This window comes from Bacteroidota bacterium, assembly GCA_036522515.1.
Taxonomy (GTDB): Bacteria; Bacteroidota; Ignavibacteria; order UBA10030; family SZUA-254; genus VBOC01.
This window is the reverse complement of the sequence record DATDFQ010000044.1, coordinates 1-18,549: the sequence shown is the minus strand read 5'-3', so window position 1 is coordinate 18,549 and position 18,549 is coordinate 1. Positions and strand designations below refer to the sequence as shown.

11 protein-coding genes are annotated in these 18,549 nt (G+C 58.6%); 4 read left to right on the top strand and 7 right to left on the bottom strand.

The window, feature by feature from the left end; genetic code table 11:
• Window positions 1-153: 153 nt before the first annotated feature.
• From VI215_08365 to VI215_08340, 6 genes are all read right to left on the bottom strand, one after another.
• The gene (locus VI215_08365; GenBank protein ID HEY6192319.1) at window positions 154-819 is read right to left on the bottom strand and encodes a response regulator transcription factor; all 666 of its coding nucleotides are present in this window, start codon (window positions 817-819) and stop codon (window positions 154-156) included.
• Window positions 816-4,136: a PAS domain S-box protein gene (locus VI215_08360; protein ID HEY6192318.1), complete on the bottom strand. Its 3,321-nt coding sequence runs from the start codon at window positions 4,134-4,136 to the stop codon at window positions 816-818. Before VI215_08360 ends, VI215_08365 begins: the two co-directional genes overlap by 4 nt.
• Before the next feature lie 81 nt (window positions 4,137-4,217).
• Window positions 4,218-7,169 carry a protein kinase gene (locus VI215_08355; GenBank protein HEY6192317.1) on the bottom strand — a complete coding sequence of 984 codons (2,952 nt, stop codon included), beginning with the start codon at window positions 7,167-7,169 and terminating at the stop codon, window positions 4,218-4,220.
• Window positions 7,170-7,294: 125 nt separating this feature from the next.
• Entirely contained in the window at window positions 7,295-8,071 is a 777-nt protein-coding gene (locus tag VI215_08350) for a VOC family protein (GenBank protein HEY6192316.1), read from the bottom strand.
• 57 nt (window positions 8,072-8,128) lie between these two features.
• Window positions 8,129-8,713: a YdeI/OmpD-associated family protein gene (locus tag VI215_08345; GenBank protein HEY6192315.1), complete on the bottom strand. Its 585-nt coding sequence runs from the start codon at window positions 8,711-8,713 to the stop codon at window positions 8,129-8,131.
• Window positions 8,714-8,716: 3 nt separating this feature from the next.
• The gene (locus tag VI215_08340; GenBank protein HEY6192314.1) at window positions 8,717-10,156 is read right to left on the bottom strand and encodes a PLP-dependent aminotransferase family protein; all 1,440 of its coding nucleotides are present in this window, start codon (window positions 10,154-10,156) and stop codon (window positions 8,717-8,719) included.
• Between the two features lie 269 nt (window positions 10,157-10,425).
• Between VI215_08340 and VI215_08335 the strand changes: the two genes are divergently transcribed.
• From VI215_08335 to VI215_08320, 4 genes are all read left to right on the top strand, one after another.
• Window positions 10,426-11,922, top strand: a complete 1,497-nt coding sequence (locus VI215_08335) for a pyridoxal-dependent decarboxylase (protein ID HEY6192313.1) — start codon at window positions 10,426-10,428, stop codon at window positions 11,920-11,922.
• Entirely contained in the window at window positions 11,919-12,899 is a 981-nt protein-coding gene (locus tag VI215_08330; protein HEY6192312.1) for an EamA family transporter, read from the top strand. The genes VI215_08335 and VI215_08330 overlap by 4 nt, the downstream gene beginning before the upstream one ends.
• Window positions 12,896-13,267, top strand: coding sequence for a cupin domain-containing protein (locus VI215_08325; GenBank protein ID HEY6192311.1), 372 nt, complete (start codon window positions 12,896-12,898; stop codon window positions 13,265-13,267). Before VI215_08330 ends, VI215_08325 begins: the two co-directional genes overlap by 4 nt.
• Before the next feature lie 132 nt (window positions 13,268-13,399).
• A complete protein-coding gene (locus tag VI215_08320) occupies window positions 13,400-15,343 on the top strand; it encodes a prolyl oligopeptidase family serine peptidase (GenBank protein ID HEY6192310.1) in 1,944 nt (647 codons plus the stop codon).
• Window positions 15,344-15,457: 114 nt separating this feature from the next.
• On the opposite strand, the gene VI215_08315 is transcribed toward VI215_08320, so the two are convergent.
• Window positions 15,458-18,166 (bottom strand): protein kinase, encoded by a 2,709-nt coding sequence (locus VI215_08315; protein HEY6192309.1) that lies wholly within the window; start codon window positions 18,164-18,166, stop codon window positions 15,458-15,460.
• Window positions 18,167-18,549 lie beyond the last annotated feature (383 nt).

Genomic DNA, 18,549 nt, shown 5'->3' with positions numbered 1-18,549 from the left:
TGCAAAGTACAGAAGAGGAGGGGGTCCCACAATAGTGGATTCCATGATTCCGGGGTTGGAAATACATGAGGGGAAGGGCGGGGCGGAACGAGCCCGGGAACGGCGGAAACGGCGAAACGGGCGCTTTAGAGCAGGGTTTGCCTCTTGGGGCTGCTACTCGAGCGAGGTTAAACCCGCCCGGATGGCATACTTGGTGAGTTCGGCGATACTATAGAGATTCAGCTTCTCCATAATATGCTGTTTGTGCGTGTCGATCGTGGGAACGCTCACATGGAGCCGTGCGGCGATATCCTTGGTGGAGGTGCCTTCGGCGATGAGCTGGAGGATCTCCCGCTCCCGTGCAGTGAGTTGTGAAGGCTGGGCGGCGGGCGATGACGAAAGATGCTGGAGGTAATCCTGGACGACGATCCCGGCAATATCCGGACTGACGTAGATCTTGCCCGCGAGGACGGTTTGGATCGCGCGCTCCAGTTCGTCGAGCGCGCTATGTTTCAGAAGATACCCGGTCGCTCCGGCGGAGAGCATCTCGCCCACGTACCGCTTGTCGGCGTGCATCGAGAGGGCGATAACGCGGACCCCCTCGACCTGGGCGATGATCTGGCGCGTCGCCTCGATCCCGTTCAGGTCGGGCATCGAGATATCCATGATCACGACGTCGGGCTTGAGGGAGTGGGCGAGCCGTATGGTTTCACGGCCGGTCTCCGCCTGGCCGATGATCGTCATCTGGAGCTCGTTTTCCAGGATGCTTCGCAAGCCCTCGCGGACGAGCTGGTGGTCGTCTGCGAGGAGGATCCGCACGGAGGGTTTCTCCTGGTTCATGCGCCGGCGCCCTCCAGCGGCGCGAGGATCGTGACGCGGGTTCCCCCGCCGTTGTGCGGACCTATCTCCAGCCGGCCGCCGAGGTAGGCCAGCCGTTCACGGATATTGAACAATCCAAATCCTCCTCCGTTGAACGAGGATTTCGACGTGCGCGCGGCGTCGATTCCGATCCCGTCGTCGGTGATGTCGATCTGGATCGCGTCGCGCGCGCGGGAGAGTGAAACGGCGGCATGTTCCGCTTCGGCGTGCTTGATGATGTTGACGAGCACCTCCCTTACCGCATGAAACAGCAATACTTTCACGTTTTCAGAAAGCTGCTTGGGGTTCCGGTCGTCGTGAAATTCAATCCTGAGCCCGTGCTGGTTCTCCATCCGTTCGGTCAGCCATCCGATGGCGGCCTCGAAGCTGAGCTCGTAGAGGATCGGCGGGCAGAGTTCAAAGGTCAGCGTTTGCGTGTTGGTGATCGATTGATCGATGAGGTCGCGGAGGTCGCCGAGGAGCTTCTGGTGGGCATCGGGGAGTCCGGATTTCTCGAGGCTGCGGATCTTCATCTTGCCGAGCGCAAGGGTCTGCCCGATGACATCGTGCAGATACGTCGCCATGCGGCGGCGCTCCCGCTCCTCGGTCATGGAGAGCTCGGAGGTGAGGGAGCGAAGCTTCCCTTCCGCGTGCTTCCGTTCGGTAATCTCGAACGAGGTCGCCAGGCGAACGGGATGCCCCTGGAATTGAATCCACCCGGAGGTGCAATCGACCCAGCGCTCCCGTCCGTCCTTCGTGATGATTCGGGCTTCGTAACGCTGGGCCGGGCCGGCGCTTTCCGCCTTCTCCTGCTCCTTCGACCGAAGCAGCTCCCGCTCCTCGGGGTGAATCAGGTCAAAGTAGCTTTTCGCAAGAAGCTCGGCCCGGGAGAACCCCGTGAGGTTTTCGGCCCCCGAGTTGACGAAGAGCAGCCGGTTCTCCCCGTAAATGAAAATCGCCGAGGAAGTCATCTCCGTGACCGTACGGAATTTTTCCTCGCTTTTTCGGAGGGCGAGATCATGGTTGCGCTTCCTGATGAGGAGCACGGAGCCGAGAGCGACGACGGCGAGAGAGAGAAGTCCGGTCGGTATCAAAAACCCCGGCCGGAGATACATCGGCAGCGGCACCAGGAATGATCCTCCGGCCCCCTCCGGGGTATAATTGCCGAACAGACCCCTCGCCTGCACGCGGTAGGTGTACGATCCCGGATCAAGATCGACGAACGTGTGTTCATTCGTTCTGCTCCAGGCGGACCAGCTTCCTCCCTGAAGTTCGAACCGGGTCATGATTTCCGTCGGGTCGAGTTCTCCCCAATAGGCGTGGGCCCGCCACCGAAGCAGGATATTCCCTCCTTCCGTTCTTGGAACGTCGAGCACGACGCGGGGGGCGGGCGTGTTGCTGGCGTCGAGATTGAGAATCGCGACGCCCCCTCCCTGTGTGCCGACCGCCACTTCGCCCGCGAGCGGCAACACGGGCCAGAGCACCGGATGTTGCAACCCCGAGAGCCTGTCGAATGTCGACCACCGGTTGTTCGCGTAACTGCACAATCCGTCCGCCGTCGCAATCCAGAGTCTCCCCGTCGGGTCGACATTCATATCCCAGATATAATCGTCGATCAAACCGTCCGCCACCGTCAGGTAATGGACGCTGTCGTTCCGGTCGACATACCCCACTCCGACACCGAGGGTGGATGCGTCGCCAAACCAGGGCCGCTGGGCGCTGTCGATCGCAAGGGTGAATACCCTCTTGGTGCGCAACCCGGTTCCGAACTTCCAGTGCGTCCAGGTGCCGTTCCGGGGGTCGGGGACATCGCGCCCCGGAGCTCCCGGTTTCCACCGGCTGAGTCCGGCACCCGTTCCGAACCATAACGATCCGTCCCTCGCCTCGGCGAACGCGTAGACCCGGCCGCTGGTCAATCCCTCATTCACTCCCCACGGGATGAACTCATTCCCCGACCGGAGGAACGCCCCCGGTTCGAGCCGCTCGCGTCCCGGCGCGTTCTTTCCCATTCCCAGGAACCAGAGACGCCCCTCCCGGTCTTTTCGTATCTTGTGGATGTGGATTCCCCCGCGGCCCGGACTCACTTCGAAATGTTTCCATCGCGAGCCGTCCCACCGGTAGACCCCGTCGAACGACGATCCGCTCGAGATCCATACGCCTCCCTGCTCGTCCTCGCCGAGACCCGTGACGACGTAGAGCGGTTCGGAGTTGATCCCGGAAACGTAGCGGACCGACCCGTCCGGGTTGTGGACCTCCACGCCGTCGCTCGTCGCCACCCAGAGCCTGCCATCCCGGGTTTTCAAAAGCTCGTTCGTATAGTTCCGCAGATCGGGCGAATCGTGTTTGAGAAACCTCCAGCGGGAGGACGATCTCTTATAGAGGAACAGGCCGTGATCGGTGCCGATCCAGAGATCCCGGTTCGTTCTGAACTTTACGAATTCGATATCCCGGATATCCGGATTCATGAGCTGCAACAGAGACCATGCGCCCTGCTGCCGGATCTTGACGTCGCCGGAGCGGTAGGCGACGATCGCCTCGTCGTCGACGCCGACATCGAGCGATTTGACGTCGTCGGGCCTCTCGGACGGGTTCCGCACCGGCGACGATCCGTTGTGCCATTCCCACAATCCCCTCATCCCGAAAGGGTAGGTCAGGCAGGTGATCCCGGTTCCGTGTTCGTTTTCCGCAAGGAGGCTCCCGGCCCCCGGCGTGAAATCGCAGGCGATCTTCATTTTCCATTCACCGGACTCGAAGCGGTACATTCCGCTGAAGAGGTTGGCCCATACGCTGCCGCCCCTCGTATCCCAGAGGGAAATTGTCTTGCCCGCCGTCAGGTTCGATGAAGGAGTGAAGGGAGACGATTTCCCGTTCCGGTAAATCAGGATCGAGGAGTGATCCTTCATCAGAAGGGCGTCGGGCGGGAAGGTCGCCAGGTCCGTGGCGTAATTGAGAGAGATCGGGGAAAAGCCGCGCCTGTCTCCCAGATAATATGTAACGCCCGAGACCAGCAGGAGTTGGTTCGCGCCGAAGCGCTTCGCCGCCTCGAAACGGTCGACGGGGAGGCCCATCGAGCTGTCGACATGATTCCAGCGGAAACCGTCATACCAGGCCAATCCGGCGCTCGTGAGGGCCCAGATCGTGCTGTCGCCCGTCTCCACCACATCCATGATCCGGTTCGAGGGAAGGCCCGAGACGGTCGTAAACTCCACCCACCGCCACACCTCGTCGAATCGTGTCGTCTGGGCGGAGGTGCAGGAGATAATTATGGGAATTGCGAGGGTGGAAAGAAGAGCCCTCATGTGCCAGGCTATCAATTTATTCCAGACCGTGGTTGTTACCTTGAGGGTGGGTCGTCCCGGTTGCAGCGAACGCCGATGGAATTAATTCAAGCTGATTCCCTTGAGCTTTGCATAACGCGCCTTTGCATCGTCCAATTCCTTCGATTTGAAATCGGCGTCCTTCCAGATCTCCAGAAATTTTGCATACTCTTTCACCGCATCTGCGGTCCGGCCTTCTTTTTCGTACGCGACGCCGAGCCAGTAGTGCGCCTTGACCGAGGCGACCGGCGCATACCAGCCTGTCGGCAACAGATCGACCACGGGATCGATGTACCCGCTCGGGATCCACTCTGCGACCCGGCGGAATTCTTTCACCGCCTCCTCCACCTGACCGGAGCTCAGAAGACTTCGCCCAAAAAACAGCTGCGGCGCTGCCTTCACGTGAAATATTTGTAATGCCTCCCGATATTGCTCCGCAGCGGCCCGATAATTTCCCTGCTCGAAGGAGAATAACGCCCACGTGTAACTCCTGGCCGCTTGAATACGGGGTATCTGCCTCGAAACCACTCCTTTGAGATCCTCAAGCGTTTTCCTGTACATGGCCGAATCGCCGGATTTCAAATACGCCCAGGCCAATGCGTCCCGGCCATACGCCAGGTCGGCGGGGTTCTTTCTGAGCTGCTCCGACCTTAACCATGCGTACTTTGTCATCATGGGATAGTCGCCCAATTCATACGCGTTCAGGAGCAATTGGAGCCAATCATCCGGGAGCAGATCAAGGGATTGTTTTTCGTGATGTGCATTCAGGTTTTCAATCAGTCGCCGACGCGCCTCTGTCAATTTGCCCTGGTGGGCGGAAAAAAGCGCAGAAGGATCACGCGGCCTGTGCAATTCCATCATGTACTCTCGGGCGCGAGCGTAATCCCCGTGGTTCATCGCATCGAAGCCGAGGGGGATGTTCGATCCGAAATCCGATCGCATAGAGACCGCTTTCCGGTACCAGCTCATCGCAGAATCCCGCTCCCCGAATAGAAGGTACAAATCGCCTTTGGAGTCGTAGGGGTTTGGTTCGCCGGGTGCAAGGTTTAAGTAGTGATCGAGCGCCGCAAAGGCATCCTGCCGTTTGTCGAGCGCGGCATAACCGTACGCGAGGATATTCCATAGAGATTTATCCATCGGATCACGTTTCAAACCGGCTTGAATAACCCGGATTGCTCCCTCGGGGTCACAGAAGGGTTGGTAGTACGTGAGCGCCAAGACCAGGTATGCAGCCTGTTCTCCGGGATACTTCTCAATCAATTGTTCGAGGATTCGTTTCGTCGAAGCGGGATCCTGCCCGACGTTTCGCGCATACGATCCTTCAATCAAGAGGCGCTCCCTCTCGCCTACGTTGTTCCGGAGTTCATACGCTCTGCGCATGGCGGCGTCCGCTTCCGTGTTTTTACCCAACCTGAATTCCACTACCGTCAGCCAATTGTATGCCATCGCGAAATTGCTATCCAGTTCAATTGCCCTCTTCAGCGCCGCCTCCGCTTCATTAACTGAAAATTTCTCAATGAGGTCCACACCCTCCAGATACGAACGGTAGGCTTCGGTCGAGCGTGTGGTAGCCTCGGCTATCGGTCTTGTATCAGTCTGCCCGGTCAGGTTCAAATCCCCCTTGACGAGGAGCGCCAATGTGTCGGCGAGGGAAAAGATTCTCTCCTTTGAAAATCCCGAAAGCCGCTGGGTGCTCAGGATTTTTCCGCTCTGAACTTCAAGGAGGCGGTAGGTGACCGCCAGCGTGGGTTCCTTTTGCAGGATACTCCCCAACAACATCATCGAGACTCCCGCCCTTTGGGCGATCTTTGTCGCGAGCGAAGGAGGGATCGTTTTCGAATCGCCCTCCCCCAGTTCTTTCCGGATATCGTACAGCCTCTCGCGGCTGATGACGTCCAGGTTCCTGGTCTGAAAGAGCGCGGTGATCAACAAATTGGATAACATCTCGCCGGTGTGGTCTTTGTCCTCCGGGTCGGGAATATTCTCGAAGTACATCACCGCCAGCGAGCTCGGTTCCGATGCTGCGTTGCTTTTCTGCGTGCTGATCTGAAAGTTGAACGGGTTGAACACGATTGCAATAGCGATCAGGATGGCTAGCGTTCCAACCGGTATGAGGAGCTTCAGAAGGCGTCCCGTTTTTTGAGGAGCCGCGGCGGGCATCGGGGCGGTCGTTGAGCGGGCGTATCCCGTCCGGGCATACTCCAGGCTCTTCCGCTCACGCCGCAGATCTGCCAGCAGGTCGTCCACATGCTGGTACCGGTCCTCCCTGTCCTTGGCGAGAGCCTTGAGGACAATCCGCTCCATTTCGGCGGATGTTTTGTCGTTGTAGCGTGCCAGGGGTTGCGGGTCTTCGTTGATCAGAGAGTAGATGAGCGCCGCCTGGTGTTCCGCATAGAACGGCAGGTGGCCGGTGGCCAGTTCGTAGAGCACCACGCCGAAGGAAAAAATATCGGATCGTTGATCGACCTCTTCGCCCTGCGCCTGTTCGGGCGACATGTAGGCGGCCGTTCCGAGGGTCGACCCCGCCTTTGTGAGTTTTGTCGCCCCCTTAACCTTTGCGAGCCCGAAGTCCATGATTTTCACCTGGCCCTTCGGTGTGATCATGATGTTGTCCGACTTGATGTCGCGGTGGACAACCCCCTTCTCATGCGCAGCCGCGAGTCCGTCGCAGACCTGGATCGCGATATCGAGGGTTTTCTGCTGAGAGAGGATTTCCCTGGAAGCGACGGCTTTCAGCGTCTTCCCCTCAATGAATTCCATGGCAAGGTAGAGCCGGTTCTCAAACTCCTTTATCTCATAAATGGTCGCGATATTGGGATGGTTGAGCGAAGACGCGGCCCGGGCTTCATGGTAAAACCGCTCCTTCTCGACCGCATCGGAGGCCAGGTAATGGGGAAGAAACTTCAGAGCGACCACCCGGTCGAGTTCGGTATCCTGGGCCTTGTAGACGATGCCCATGCCGCCTTCGCCGAGTTTCTCGAGTATCTTATAGTGGGAGACAGTCTGGCCGATCATCTTGAATTCTTAGGGAAATCGAGCGAGAATCACAAATCAAGGTATTGAGAAATCAGGTGAGTGTCAAGACGGCAAAACCCCGACCGGCAGCGGGCCGATCGGGGTTTTGGGTTGTTCAGGCTTGCTTATCGGGGGAAAGGTTTGAAGATCGCGAACATCGCCCCTCCCGGATCCTTCAGATACGCGAACCGGCCGGTACCGGGAATATCGGTCGGCGGCAACACGGTGCTGCCACCGAGCGATTTCGCTTTCGCCTCGATTGCGTCACAGTCTGCGACCTGCAGGTACGGCAACCAGTGCGGCGGCACGCCCTTCATCTGTTCGGTGAGCCCGTACATCCCTCCGATGTCGGATCCGCTGTTCGAAAAGATTGTGTACGGGGGAGTGATCGGAAGAGGCTTGGTCGACCATCCGAAGAGGGATGTATAGAACTTGCCCGCAAGTTGCTCGTTGCTCGTCCCGAGCTCGAACCAGCACGTGGAGCCTGTTTCGTTGACGATCTGGGAGCCGGTGTGCTTCTTCGCCTGCCAGAGACTCAGCATCGCGCCCGCGGGGTCCTGCAGCACCGTCATCCGGCCGACGTCCATCACATCGAACGGAGGCATGACGGTTTTCCCGCCGAGCGAGGCGACTTTCTTCGCGGCGTCGTCGACATTGCTGACTGCGACGTAGCAATTCCAGTGGGGTGGAATTCCCTCCTGCGACTTCTCACGCTGGTAGAGGGCGCCGACGTTCTTTCCGTTCAGCTTCAGCATCGTGTAGAACGCGCCGTTCCCCATCGGCGAGTCTTCGTAGGTCCAGCCGAAGAGTTGCGTGTAAAATTGCTTGGCAGCGGGCTGATCGGCCGCCATCAGCTCGATCCAGCAGAACGAACCGGGTTTATGATTGGCTACTTCCGGCATGGCAGGGTCTCCTTATGATGAGTTCGGTGGATTATGTCTGGCCTCCCTATTTAGGGTTTATCGAACCATTCCAAATTTCTTGTTCAGGGCGGTCATTTTGATGAAGTACCTGAGCCGGACTTTGAAAATCTCCGGGCGGTGTCTTGCGGCGTCGATCCATCCGACCCGTATATGTTTATAATGTTGGGGATAGGCGGAAAAGTTCCTCCAGACGACCGGATCTTTTCGCAATGTATCGAGAATGTCCTTTGGGAGTCTGAATTTCCTGAGACCGCGCGAGAGAGAGGACCCGGTTTTCCGTTTCTCCATGTGATGCTGAATGCTTTTCAAGCCGGAGGCGGTCATTTTTCGGGCTCTGATGAGGCGCCTGACCCGCTCCTTATTCATCTCGGAAAGGACGCTGTTCTTTCGCCGGGGGCTGAATCGTTGAGCATAGCGCTTCGCGTCGATCGGTTTCAAAGTGCTGTCGATCCATCCGTAACACAAGGCCTCCTCCACCGCGTGGTTATACGGGATGCGCGCCTTTCCGCTCTCCTTCTTGTAGTAGACGAGCCAGATCTCGGGCGACGTGCCGTGGTGTTTCGCCAGCCACGACCGCCACTGTTTTCTGTTCGTTACGTAGAGGGTTTTGCCGAGCTTCATCTCCTACAACATCCTGCCCGCAATCTGGCCGATGGTGATCATCGCGGCTTCAATCCTTTCCGACCAGGCGTGGCCGCAGTTGAGCCGGATGCATTGATTGAACTGTCCCTTGGGCGAGAAGAGAGGGCCGGGCACGACGCTGATATTCTTCTCGAGCGCCTTTTGATACAACTCCATCGAATCGACCCCCCTCGGGAATTCCACCCATAAGACCGTCCCTCCTCTCGGGCGCGTGACTTTCGTGCCCTCCGGAAAATACCGGCGCGCGGCCTGCACCATCGCCTGCATCTGGGCCTCGTACGACCTTCGAACTTTCCGGAGAAAATGATCGTATCCGCCGGAGTTCAGCATTTCGGCGATCGCCAGCTGCGGAAGGCTCGCGGTCGAGATAGAATTTGCGAGCTTGAGCCGGCGAACCTGTTTCAGATATTTGCCCGGGACGGTCCAGCCGATCCGGAATCCCGGCGAGATTGTTTTGGAAAACGACGAGCACGACAGCACGTTCCCTTCTTTGTCGTACGCCTTCAACGCCTTCGGCCGCGCCCCTTCGTGCGACAGGTCTCCGTAGATATCGTCCTCGATGAGCGGCACGCCCATTCTTGAAAGCATTCTGACCAGCGACTTTTTGTTCTCTTCGGGCATCGAGCAGCCGAGGGGGTTGTGAAAATTAGGCTGGACGAACACACCTGCAACCCGCTGCCGGTTGATCGCGGACTCCAGAGCGTCGAGGCAGATCCCCTCGCGCGGATCCGTGGGAATTTCGAGGGCTTTCAGATTGAGAGTGTCCAGGATCTGGAGGATGCCGAAGTAGGTCGGGGACTCGACCGCGATCGTGTCGCCGGGGTTGGCGATGACGCGGAGGCAGAGGTTCAACGCTTCCGAGCAGCCCACGGTGACGACGATCTCCTCCGGGGTGAGATTGCATCCCCAGTCGAGGGAGCGGCGGGCGATCTGGCGCCGGAGTTCCATGTTTCCCGCCGGCGATCCGTACTGGTTGCTCTCATGCTCATGCCGCCGCGCGGCGGCGCTGAGAAACCTGTTCAACTTCCGCGTGGGAAGAAGGTTGTTCGAGGGCGTCGCCGCGCCGAGCGGGACGACAAGCGGGTTGACGTTGCTTTCATGGACTTCAAGCGCAAGGTCGGCGATGTCCACCTTCGTGGCGGTCGGAGCGGGCGCGGAGATCCTCGGCTCCATGGGGAGTTCGCGCGGCTGCATCCGGACGTAATAGCCCGATTGAGGGCGGGCTTCGATCAACCCCTTGTTCTCGAGCGTGATGTACGCCTGCAGGACCGTCGAGAGGCTCACGCCGAGTTTCGATTTCAACTTTCGCACCGAAGGGACGCGCTCGCCCGCTTTGATGGCTCCCCGGTCGATCTGTTTCGCGATTTTGTCCGCAACCTGTTCGTAGAGATGCGTCGTGGGTGCTTGCGTGGTTGTGCTCATAGTGTGCTCCTTTATTCCTGTCATTCTGAGGCGCGAAGCGACGAAGAATCTGCCACGATGCTACGTATACACGAGTAGATCCTTCGCTTCGCTCAGGATGACAATGATGTGGTTCGGATGACAATTCAAATATACCTCCATTCCCGGTACCGTCAAATACAATTTTCAAAAAAGTGAACTGTATCGGTTACAATTACTGAAAACTGCATCTGTTTTGGTTGAAAAAGGGATGGTATATTAAGAAAAAGAATGAAAGGCAGGGGGTCTGAATGAACACGAACAAGCGCTCTGAAAACCTCGATCTTCCCATCGAGGAGCTGCGGGAACGGCTGTACGACGCGGTCGACATGGTCGTGGGGCTCTATGACGGGATCGAGCGCAAGAAACTTTTCGCAAGCAATTCTCCCGGGGAAGTGAAGGCCCTCTTTGACGAGCCGCTTCCATCCTCCCCTTCGGATATCGGCTCGCTGCTCCAGAGAGTTGAGCGCGATGTCTTCGGGCACTCCACCCTGAACATCAGTCCGAATTTCTACGCGTATGTGGTTTCCGGCGGGAATCACGCGGGCCTGCTCGCGGAGCTTCTCGCATCGGCCCTGAACCAGAACCCGGGCAAGTGGAACCTCGGCGCGGCGGCGGTGGAACTGGAGCTTCGCGTGGTGCGATGGATCGCCGAGTTCATCGGGTACGATTCTGACGCCGCGGGAGTGCTCGTGAGCGGAGGATCGGCGGCGAACCTTACCTGCCTCAAGGCCGCGAGGGATTTCAAGGCGCGATTTGACATCCGGGGCTCCGGCGCAAGAGCGGGCGCCCCGCTGACGATGTATGTTTCCACGGAAGGGCACTCCTGTCTCACCAAAAGCGTGGACATGCTCGGGCTCGGCAGGGAATCACTCAGAAAAATCCCGGTGAAGGATGATTTCACGATCGACCTTGAACTGCTTGAACAGAAGATTGTCGAAGACAAGGCGGCCGGGTTTATTCCCATCTGCGTGATCGGCAACGCAGGTACGGTGAATACCGGGGCCGTCGACCGGCTGGCCCTGCTTGCGGGGATCGCGAAGCGGCACGACCTGTGGTTCCATGTGGACGCCGCGTACGGAGGGCCAGCCGCTGCGACACCCTCGGGGCGCGAGCTGTTTGCGGGGCTGAAACTTGCGGACTCCATCGCCACAGACGCGCATAAATGGCTTTACGCACCGTATGAAGCGGGCGTGGCGCTTGTGAAGAACAAGGAGGCGCTCCGAAATTCCTTCAGCATCATGGCGGACTATCTGCGGGACGTCGACAACACGGGCCGTCACGATTCGACGGAGTACAACTTCGAGCTCTCCCGCAATTTCAAAGCGTTAAAGGTCTGGATGGCTTTCAAAGCGTACGGGGCGGAGAAGATCCGGGCCGCGATTGAGGGGAACATCCGGACGATCCGGCATTTCGCGCGACTCATAGAGGCGGCGCCGGACTTTGAGATGCTCGCGCCCGCGTCCCTCTCGATCGCCTGCTTCAGATACCGCACCGGGGACCCGCAATTCTGGAATGACGAGGCGTATCTTTCGTCGTTGAACAGGAGCATTCTCCGGGAATTGGAGCGGGACGGAAGGGTGTTCCTGTCGGGCACCGTCATTCACGGGAAACAGGCGCTCCGGACCTGCCTGGTGAACCACCGGACTGAGACGGCCCATGTGGAATATCTGTTGAGAATCCTCCGCGAGGTCGGGCAGTCGTCTCATACGTCGCTCCATCGGGTCGAGCAGGAAGTCGCCACGTGAAGAAACTCCTGAACAACAGGATCATACTCGCGTTCGCAGCGATCTATGTCATCTGGGGCTCGACGTTTCTCGGCATCCGTATCGCGATCGAGACGATACCGCCGTTCCTCATGGCGGGAATCCGGCACCTGACGGCGGGGCTCATTCTTTATCCCTGGTCCAGGGCGCGGGGCGCCGCCAGACCCACGGCGATCGAATGGAGATCGACCGCAATCATCGGTGTGGCGCTCCTTTGCGTCAGTAACGGCACGGTCACATGGTCTGAGCAGCGCCTCCCCTCCGGGATCGCCGCGCTGATTGTCGCCACGATACCGATGTGGATTGCGCTCCTGGCGTGGGCCGGGTCGAAGGGCGTGCGCCCGAACCGGGGGACGATCGCAGGGCTCGTCATGGGGTTCGCCGGCATCGTGCTGCTCATCGGCCCGGACCGGATCCTCGGTCACGGGAAGATAGATCTCGCGGCCGCGACAGCGCTCATTTTTGCCGGAGCTTTTTGGGCGAAGGGGTCGCTGTTCTCACGCACGGCAAAGCTTCCTTCTTCGCAGCTCCAGGCCGCCGGCATGGAAATGCTCGCGGGGGGTGCAGCGCTTCTCATTCTCAGCGGCGTGACAGGGGAATTGTCTCATTTCGATCCTTCCACTGTCTCGCTCCGGTCGTGGCTTGCTCTTTCGTATCTCACCGTTGGCGGCTCCATCGTCGGCTTCACCGCCTACGCGTGGCTCTTCAGGGCTACGACGCCTTCGCGAGTCGCGACTTATGCCTATGTGAACCCGGTCATCGCGATTCTGCTCGGGTGGGGGTTTGCAGGCGAGGAGTTGGACGCTCACGTGTTTGTCGCCGCGGGCGTGATCGTCCTTGCGGTGGTCCTCATCATCACCGCGCAGCAGAAAGGGAGTTACAGGTTGCTCTTCCGAAAAGCAGCGGACAAACCCGTGGCGGCCGAACACCTCCCCACAACAACCGGGATTCAATCATGACAAACGAAACCAGGTACGTCACAAAGCTCGATATTAAGTTCCAGCACCTGGAACTGATCGACATCCCCAGCATGGTCAACGAGTGTAAAGACAAATGGTTTAATCAGACTCTCACGAAAGTCAACGACAGCGTCGTACGGCTGGGGATCGTGGAAGGGGAGTACCACTGGCACAAGCACGACGCCGACGATGAGTTCTTCTATGTCCTCGAAGGCAAATTGCTGATCGACCTCGAGGGGAGGACGATAGAGCTGAACCCGGGGCAGGGGGTGACGATCTCAAAAGGCGTGATGCACCGCCCGCGCGCCCCGAAGAAAACCGTCATGCTGATGATGGAAACCAGCGGAATCGTCCCGACCGGAGATTAACGGTTTTCCCCGTGTAACTCCTGCCCCCGCCCGCCGTACACCCCTGTGAATCAGACTCTGCCCGGTTATGCGTCCACCGGAAGCATTCACAGGCAGAAAGCCATCCAACCAGGTTCCTTCGAGGAGTCATCCATGAAGAGGTTCATCGTTCCGGTTCTGGCAGCTTTTTTCTGCCTCACGAATTCCTTTGCGCAATCGGCCGACATCCTTCCCGCCGACAATCTCGTCGTCGAGGGAATCCCGCCGATACCGTCGCAGATCGCCTCCGAGGTCGGACGCTATACGGAGTTCCGCAGCGCCGCTCTTTTTGGATGGAACCCGGCCAGGCACGAAATGCTCATCTCGACCAGGTTCAGCGACGTCGCGCAGGTGCACTATGTCAGGTTCCCCGGCGGTGCGCGGACGCAAATGACCTTCTTCCCCGATCGCGTCGGGAACGCCTCCTTCGGTCCCGTCCACGACGACTATTTTGTCTTCAATAAGGATATCGGCGGCGGCGAGTGGTTTCAGAATTACCGCTTCGATCTTTCGACGGGCGATATTACGCTGCTGACCGACGGAAAATCGAGGAACACGCTCGGCATCTGGTCGAAGGACGGAAGCCGCATGGCGTACGGCTCGACCCGGCGCAACGGCAAGGATATCGACTTCTATACCGTCGACCCCCTGAACCCGAAATCGGACGCGATGCTCGCACAGTTGAGCGAAGGAGAAGCCTGGAATCCGCTTGACTGGTCCCAGGATGGCACGGAGATTCTCGCAGAACGGGAGGTCTCCGCAAACGAGTCGTATATCTGGATGTTCGACGCCAGGACGGGTGAAAAGAAACTGATCACGCCGCAGAAGAAAGGCGAGGAGGTCTCCTATCAGGGCGGGAGGTTTAGCTCGGACGGCAAGGGGTTTTACACCGTGACGGACCGGGGGTCGGAGTTCCTCCGGCTTACCTATATCGACTTTGCGACCGGCAAGCACGACTACATCACCAAAGACATCCCGTGGGATGTGGACGATTTCGACATCACCGGGGACGGCAAGACAATCGCGTTCACGACCAACGAAGACGGCATGAGTGTCTTGCATCTGATGGATCTGGCCACGCGAAAAGTTCTGCCCGTGCCGAAGCTTCCGGTCGGCGGAGTCACGGGGCTGCAGTTCCACAAAGACGGCACGCTCCTTGGGTTCAACATGACCTCCGCCCGTTCCGCTCTGGATGTCTATTCGCTGGACATCGCGCAACAGAAGGTCGACCGGTGGACATTCAGCGAAACCGGGGGGCTGAACATAGAGAAGTTCCCCGAGCCCGAGCTTGTCAGGTGGAAATCGTTCGATGGGAAAATGATCTCCGGCTTCCTCTACCGGCCGCCGGCGAAGTTTTCAGGCAAGACGCCCGTGATCATCAATATCCACGGGGGGCCGGAGTCCCAGTTCCGCCCGGGATTTCTCGGCAGGAATAATTATTACCTGAACGAATTGGGCGCCGCGATTCTCTTCCCGAATGTCCGCGGATCGACAGGCTACGGGAAGACGTTCCTGAAGCTCGACAACGGGTTTAAGCGCGAGGATTCCTACCGCGATATCGGGGCACTGATCGACTGGATCAAAACCCAGCCGGGGCTCGACGGAGACCGGATCATGGTCACCGGGGGAAGCTACGGGGGCTTCATGACGTTTGCAGTCGCGACCACCTACAACGATAAAATCCGGTGTTCCCTTCCGGTGGTCGGGGTCACCAACTTTGTCACGTTCCTGGAACACACGGAGGCATACCGGCGCGACCTGCGGCGGGTCGAGTATGGAGACGAGCGGGAGCCCAAGATGCGGGCCTTCCTGGAAAAAATTGCGCCTCTGAACAAAGCCCAAAACGTGACGAAGCCGATGTTCGTGGTGCAGGGAAAGAACGACCCGCGGGTGCCCTACACGGAAGCGGAGCAGATGGTGTCGACCTTGAAGAAGAGTGCCACGCCGGTTTGGTTCCTGCTGGCGAAAGACGAGGGGCACGGCTTCGCAAAGAAGAAGAACCAGGATTACCAGTTCTACGCGACCGTGATGTTCATGAAGCAGCACCTGCTGAAATAATTGCGGTGTGTGACATCAGCCGTGCTCGCCTCCGCCGCTTTTAGAAAGATCCCGACCTAAAGCATGTCGGGATGACGAGAATAGGAGATTCCGGGGCTCGACGGGTGCAGCTGATTACTTTCGCGTTATTCCGTGGGCCCAGTCGAGCGCGATCATGATCGGTTTTGAACTGCTTCCCTCGACCGAGGAGTTGATGAGAAATCTCTTTCCATCTTTCGAAACGGCGTACCTTGCCGCCGCCACATAGACGTCGACATCTGTGTCGAATAACGGTTTCGGAATCCCCTGCTCGAATGAAGTCCCCCTCCCGGTCACGCTGACCGCCATGACCTTTTTGTCCGGGGCGAGGTAGAAAAGCTCCTTCCCGTCCTTGCTCCACAAGGGCGCCGCGCCACCCGAGATGGAGACCTGCCACTTCCCCTGCGTGAGGGGAAATGCCTGGACATAGACCTCATACTTCCCCGATTCATCGGAGGAGTATGCAATCCATCGCCCATCCGGGGAAAAATGACCCGAATACTCGCTCGCGGCGGATTGCACGTACGGATACGGTTTTCTATCTCCTCCAGTGGGCAATATCCACAAATCTTCCTTCGTTCTCTGGCCGAGCTGCTGAAACAGTAGATACCGCCCGTCCGGTGAACAATCCATCGGGAACTTCCCGTCCGGGGATTTGAACAGGAGCTCCTCGGTTCCCGCGCCGCTCCCGACCTTTTGATAGAGATTGGCAACTCCCTCGGGATTCGAGTCAAAGAACACCCGGCTTCCATCCGACGACCAAACCGGATCGTCGTCGACCGCGGAGCTGAATGTGAAACGGGATTCAGTCTGGCGCTGGAGATCGAGTATCCAGAGGTCGTTGTTTCTGGTCAGCGGATCGACCCGACGGAACACAACGCGCTTCTCGTCGGGAGAGACACAGAAATCAAAATTGGAGCCGGAGGTCCCGGCCTTCTCAAGCCGTTTCCCGGACCTGTCGAACCAGACGAGTTGCCTGTTGCCGGTCGAGCCGGCGCCGAGTCCGAGGGCAAGGACCCCTCCGGAGGACGCCGAGAAGAGACCGAAGCTGTAGGTCTGGTCGAATCCGACATCCTCGGTGATCGGAAACGCCTGGCCGCTCAGTGTTCCCTTCGACGCGTCAAACGGCTGAGCCATAAGAGACCGTTCCATGACGAAGAGCAGGTATCCCGGGGAAGCGTAGATGGCATTCGATTTGATCGGAAGGAGCAACGAGCTCTCCTTGGAGTCGAGCGACCCGAGGAAGACTCCGGTTTTTTCGTCTTCCGTGCTGCGCCGGAGATAAACGAAGTGTCGCCCGTCAGGGAGGAAACTCGCCCACCGGTGTGAATCTTCCCTTCTTGCAGAGTCGAGGGTAGTCAGTTCAGTGGGTGTTCCACCCGCTTCGGGTACCTGCTGAAGCCCGCTCCCAAAGTTGGGCGCGAAGACAATGATCCCGGCGCTGCTCCACGTTCCGCCCCTTGCCTGCGGGGCATCGGCCAACGACTGTACCGGGCCGCCGGATGCTTCCACCTTCCGGAGCTTTCCGTTTTGGAAGAAGCCGATGTAGCGGCTGTCGGGGGACCAGAATGGATAGATTGCATCGTCGGTGCCCGAAACGGGTGTTGCGAGAAGAGAGGCAAGAGGTCTCAACCAGAGCATCGATCTCCCTGACGAGTCTCTCGCCGCATAAACAAGCTTGAGACCGTCCGGGGAAATCACAGGAGCCTGACCCAGGAACGCCCCTTTCTCGGGGGGTGGAATAATGAATCGGACCGGGTTTGATTCTTTGGCCGGCTCGCGCCAGTACAGGAAGGCGAATAATGCCGTGGTAAGGAGAAAGAATGCTGTCGTCGATGCGAGGAGGAGCGGCCGTTTCTTTTTTGCAGGGGCAGGCTCGGGTGCGGCGGATGGGGTGTGAGCCGCGGAGGAGATGAGACCGGTTTGAACGGCCCCTGCAGAGCTCTTATAAACATCGCGCACTGCCGTCACCCTGCTCATCCGCTGCCGGCTCGACTCGCGCTTGAAGCGCTTGAGGTCTTTCGCGATATCCTTCACCGAGTTGTAACGTTCGTCGGGTTCTTTCTGCAGGCATTCCAGTACGATCCGGTCGAGTTCAGGATCGAGTTCCGGTTTGACAACGCTCATCGGAGCCGGATCGACGTTGACGATCTCGTACATGAGCGCGGTTTCGTGAACCCCTTTGAAGGGGAGTTCCCCGGTGAACAGTTCGTAGAGGAGGACGCCAAGAGAGAAAATATCCGAACGGTGGTCGGTCTCCTGGCCCTGCACCTGCTCCGGCGACATGTATCCTGCGGTTCCGATCGTGCTTCCGGCTTTTGTCAGGCGGCTTGCCCTTGAAGCCCGGAGCTTCGCGAGACCGAAATCCATGATCTGAACGATCCCGTCTTTCCGGACCATGATATTCTCGGGCTTGATGTCGCGGTGCACGATCCCTTTCTCGTGCGCCGCGGAGAGGCCCTCCGCGATCTGCACGCCGACGTCGATCGCTTTGGCGGGGTTGATCGAGCTCATCTTCTCGCGGAGCGTCTGGCCGTCGACAAACTCCATCACGATGAACATCTGCCCGTCGTGCTCCTGAATGTCGTGGATGGTGCAGACGTTCGGATGGTTCAGCGCCGAGGCGGCCTGCGCTTCCTGGACGAAGCGGGCCTTATCCTGGGCGGATGCGGCGAGCTCGGGGGGAAGAAACTTCAGAGCGATCGTGCGTTTGAGCTTGGTGTCCTCGGCTTTATACACCACGCCCATCCCGCCTTCACCGAGCTTCTCGAGAATATGGTAATTGGAAATCGTCTGTCCGATCATGGCATCAATTCTAATGAAAATTCGAGTGTTTTCCTAACGGGACCAATCTCAGGTACTGCCTGATTTTCGATGCCTGATCGTCCCGCGACCTGAAGGTCGCGGCTACCGATGCCTCGGGCTTGGTAGCCGCAGCCTTTAGGCTGCGGGTTTTCGGCTCGCGTGTTAAGATTGACCCACTACCCAATCTCGCTCCCATGCTCCGCGTGGGAGCGTCGAAATGGGACGCTCTGCGTCCCATCCTCGTTGCGGCGCAGAGCGCCGCGGTATGCGTTCCCACGCAGACAGACTGTGTGAGAACTTCCCCAAAGGGGTTTCATCAGACTTTGACGTGGGGATTTACACTTCTCCTCGTTTAGAAGATCTGCTCTGCCCGAGGATCGATG

Coding starts and splice junctions, on each gene's coding strand:
- VI215_08365 (HEY6192319.1), bottom strand. CDS start 819: ATGAACCAGGAGAAACCCTCCGTGCGGATCCTCCTCGCAGACGACCAC.
- VI215_08360 (HEY6192318.1), bottom strand. CDS start 4,136: ATGAGGGCTCTTCTTTCCACCCTCGCAATTCCCATAATTATCTCCTGC.
- VI215_08355 (HEY6192317.1), bottom strand. CDS start 7,169: ATGATCGGCCAGACTGTCTCCCACTATAAGATACTCGAGAAACTCGGC.
- VI215_08350 (HEY6192316.1), bottom strand. CDS start 8,071: ATGCCGGAAGTAGCCAATCATAAACCCGGTTCGTTCTGCTGGATCGAG.
- VI215_08345 (HEY6192315.1), bottom strand. CDS start 8,713: ATGAAGCTCGGCAAAACCCTCTACGTAACGAACAGAAAACAGTGGCGG.
- VI215_08340 (HEY6192314.1), bottom strand. CDS start 10,156: ATGAGCACAACCACGCAAGCACCCACGACGCATCTCTACGAACAGGTT.
- VI215_08335 (HEY6192313.1), top strand. CDS start 10,426: ATGAACACGAACAAGCGCTCTGAAAACCTCGATCTTCCCATCGAGGAG.
- VI215_08325 (HEY6192311.1), top strand. CDS start 12,896: ATGACAAACGAAACCAGGTACGTCACAAAGCTCGATATTAAGTTCCAG.
- VI215_08320 (HEY6192310.1), top strand. CDS start 13,400: ATGAAGAGGTTCATCGTTCCGGTTCTGGCAGCTTTTTTCTGCCTCACG.
- VI215_08315 (HEY6192309.1), bottom strand. CDS start 18,166: ATGATCGGACAGACGATTTCCAATTACCATATTCTCGAGAAGCTCGGT.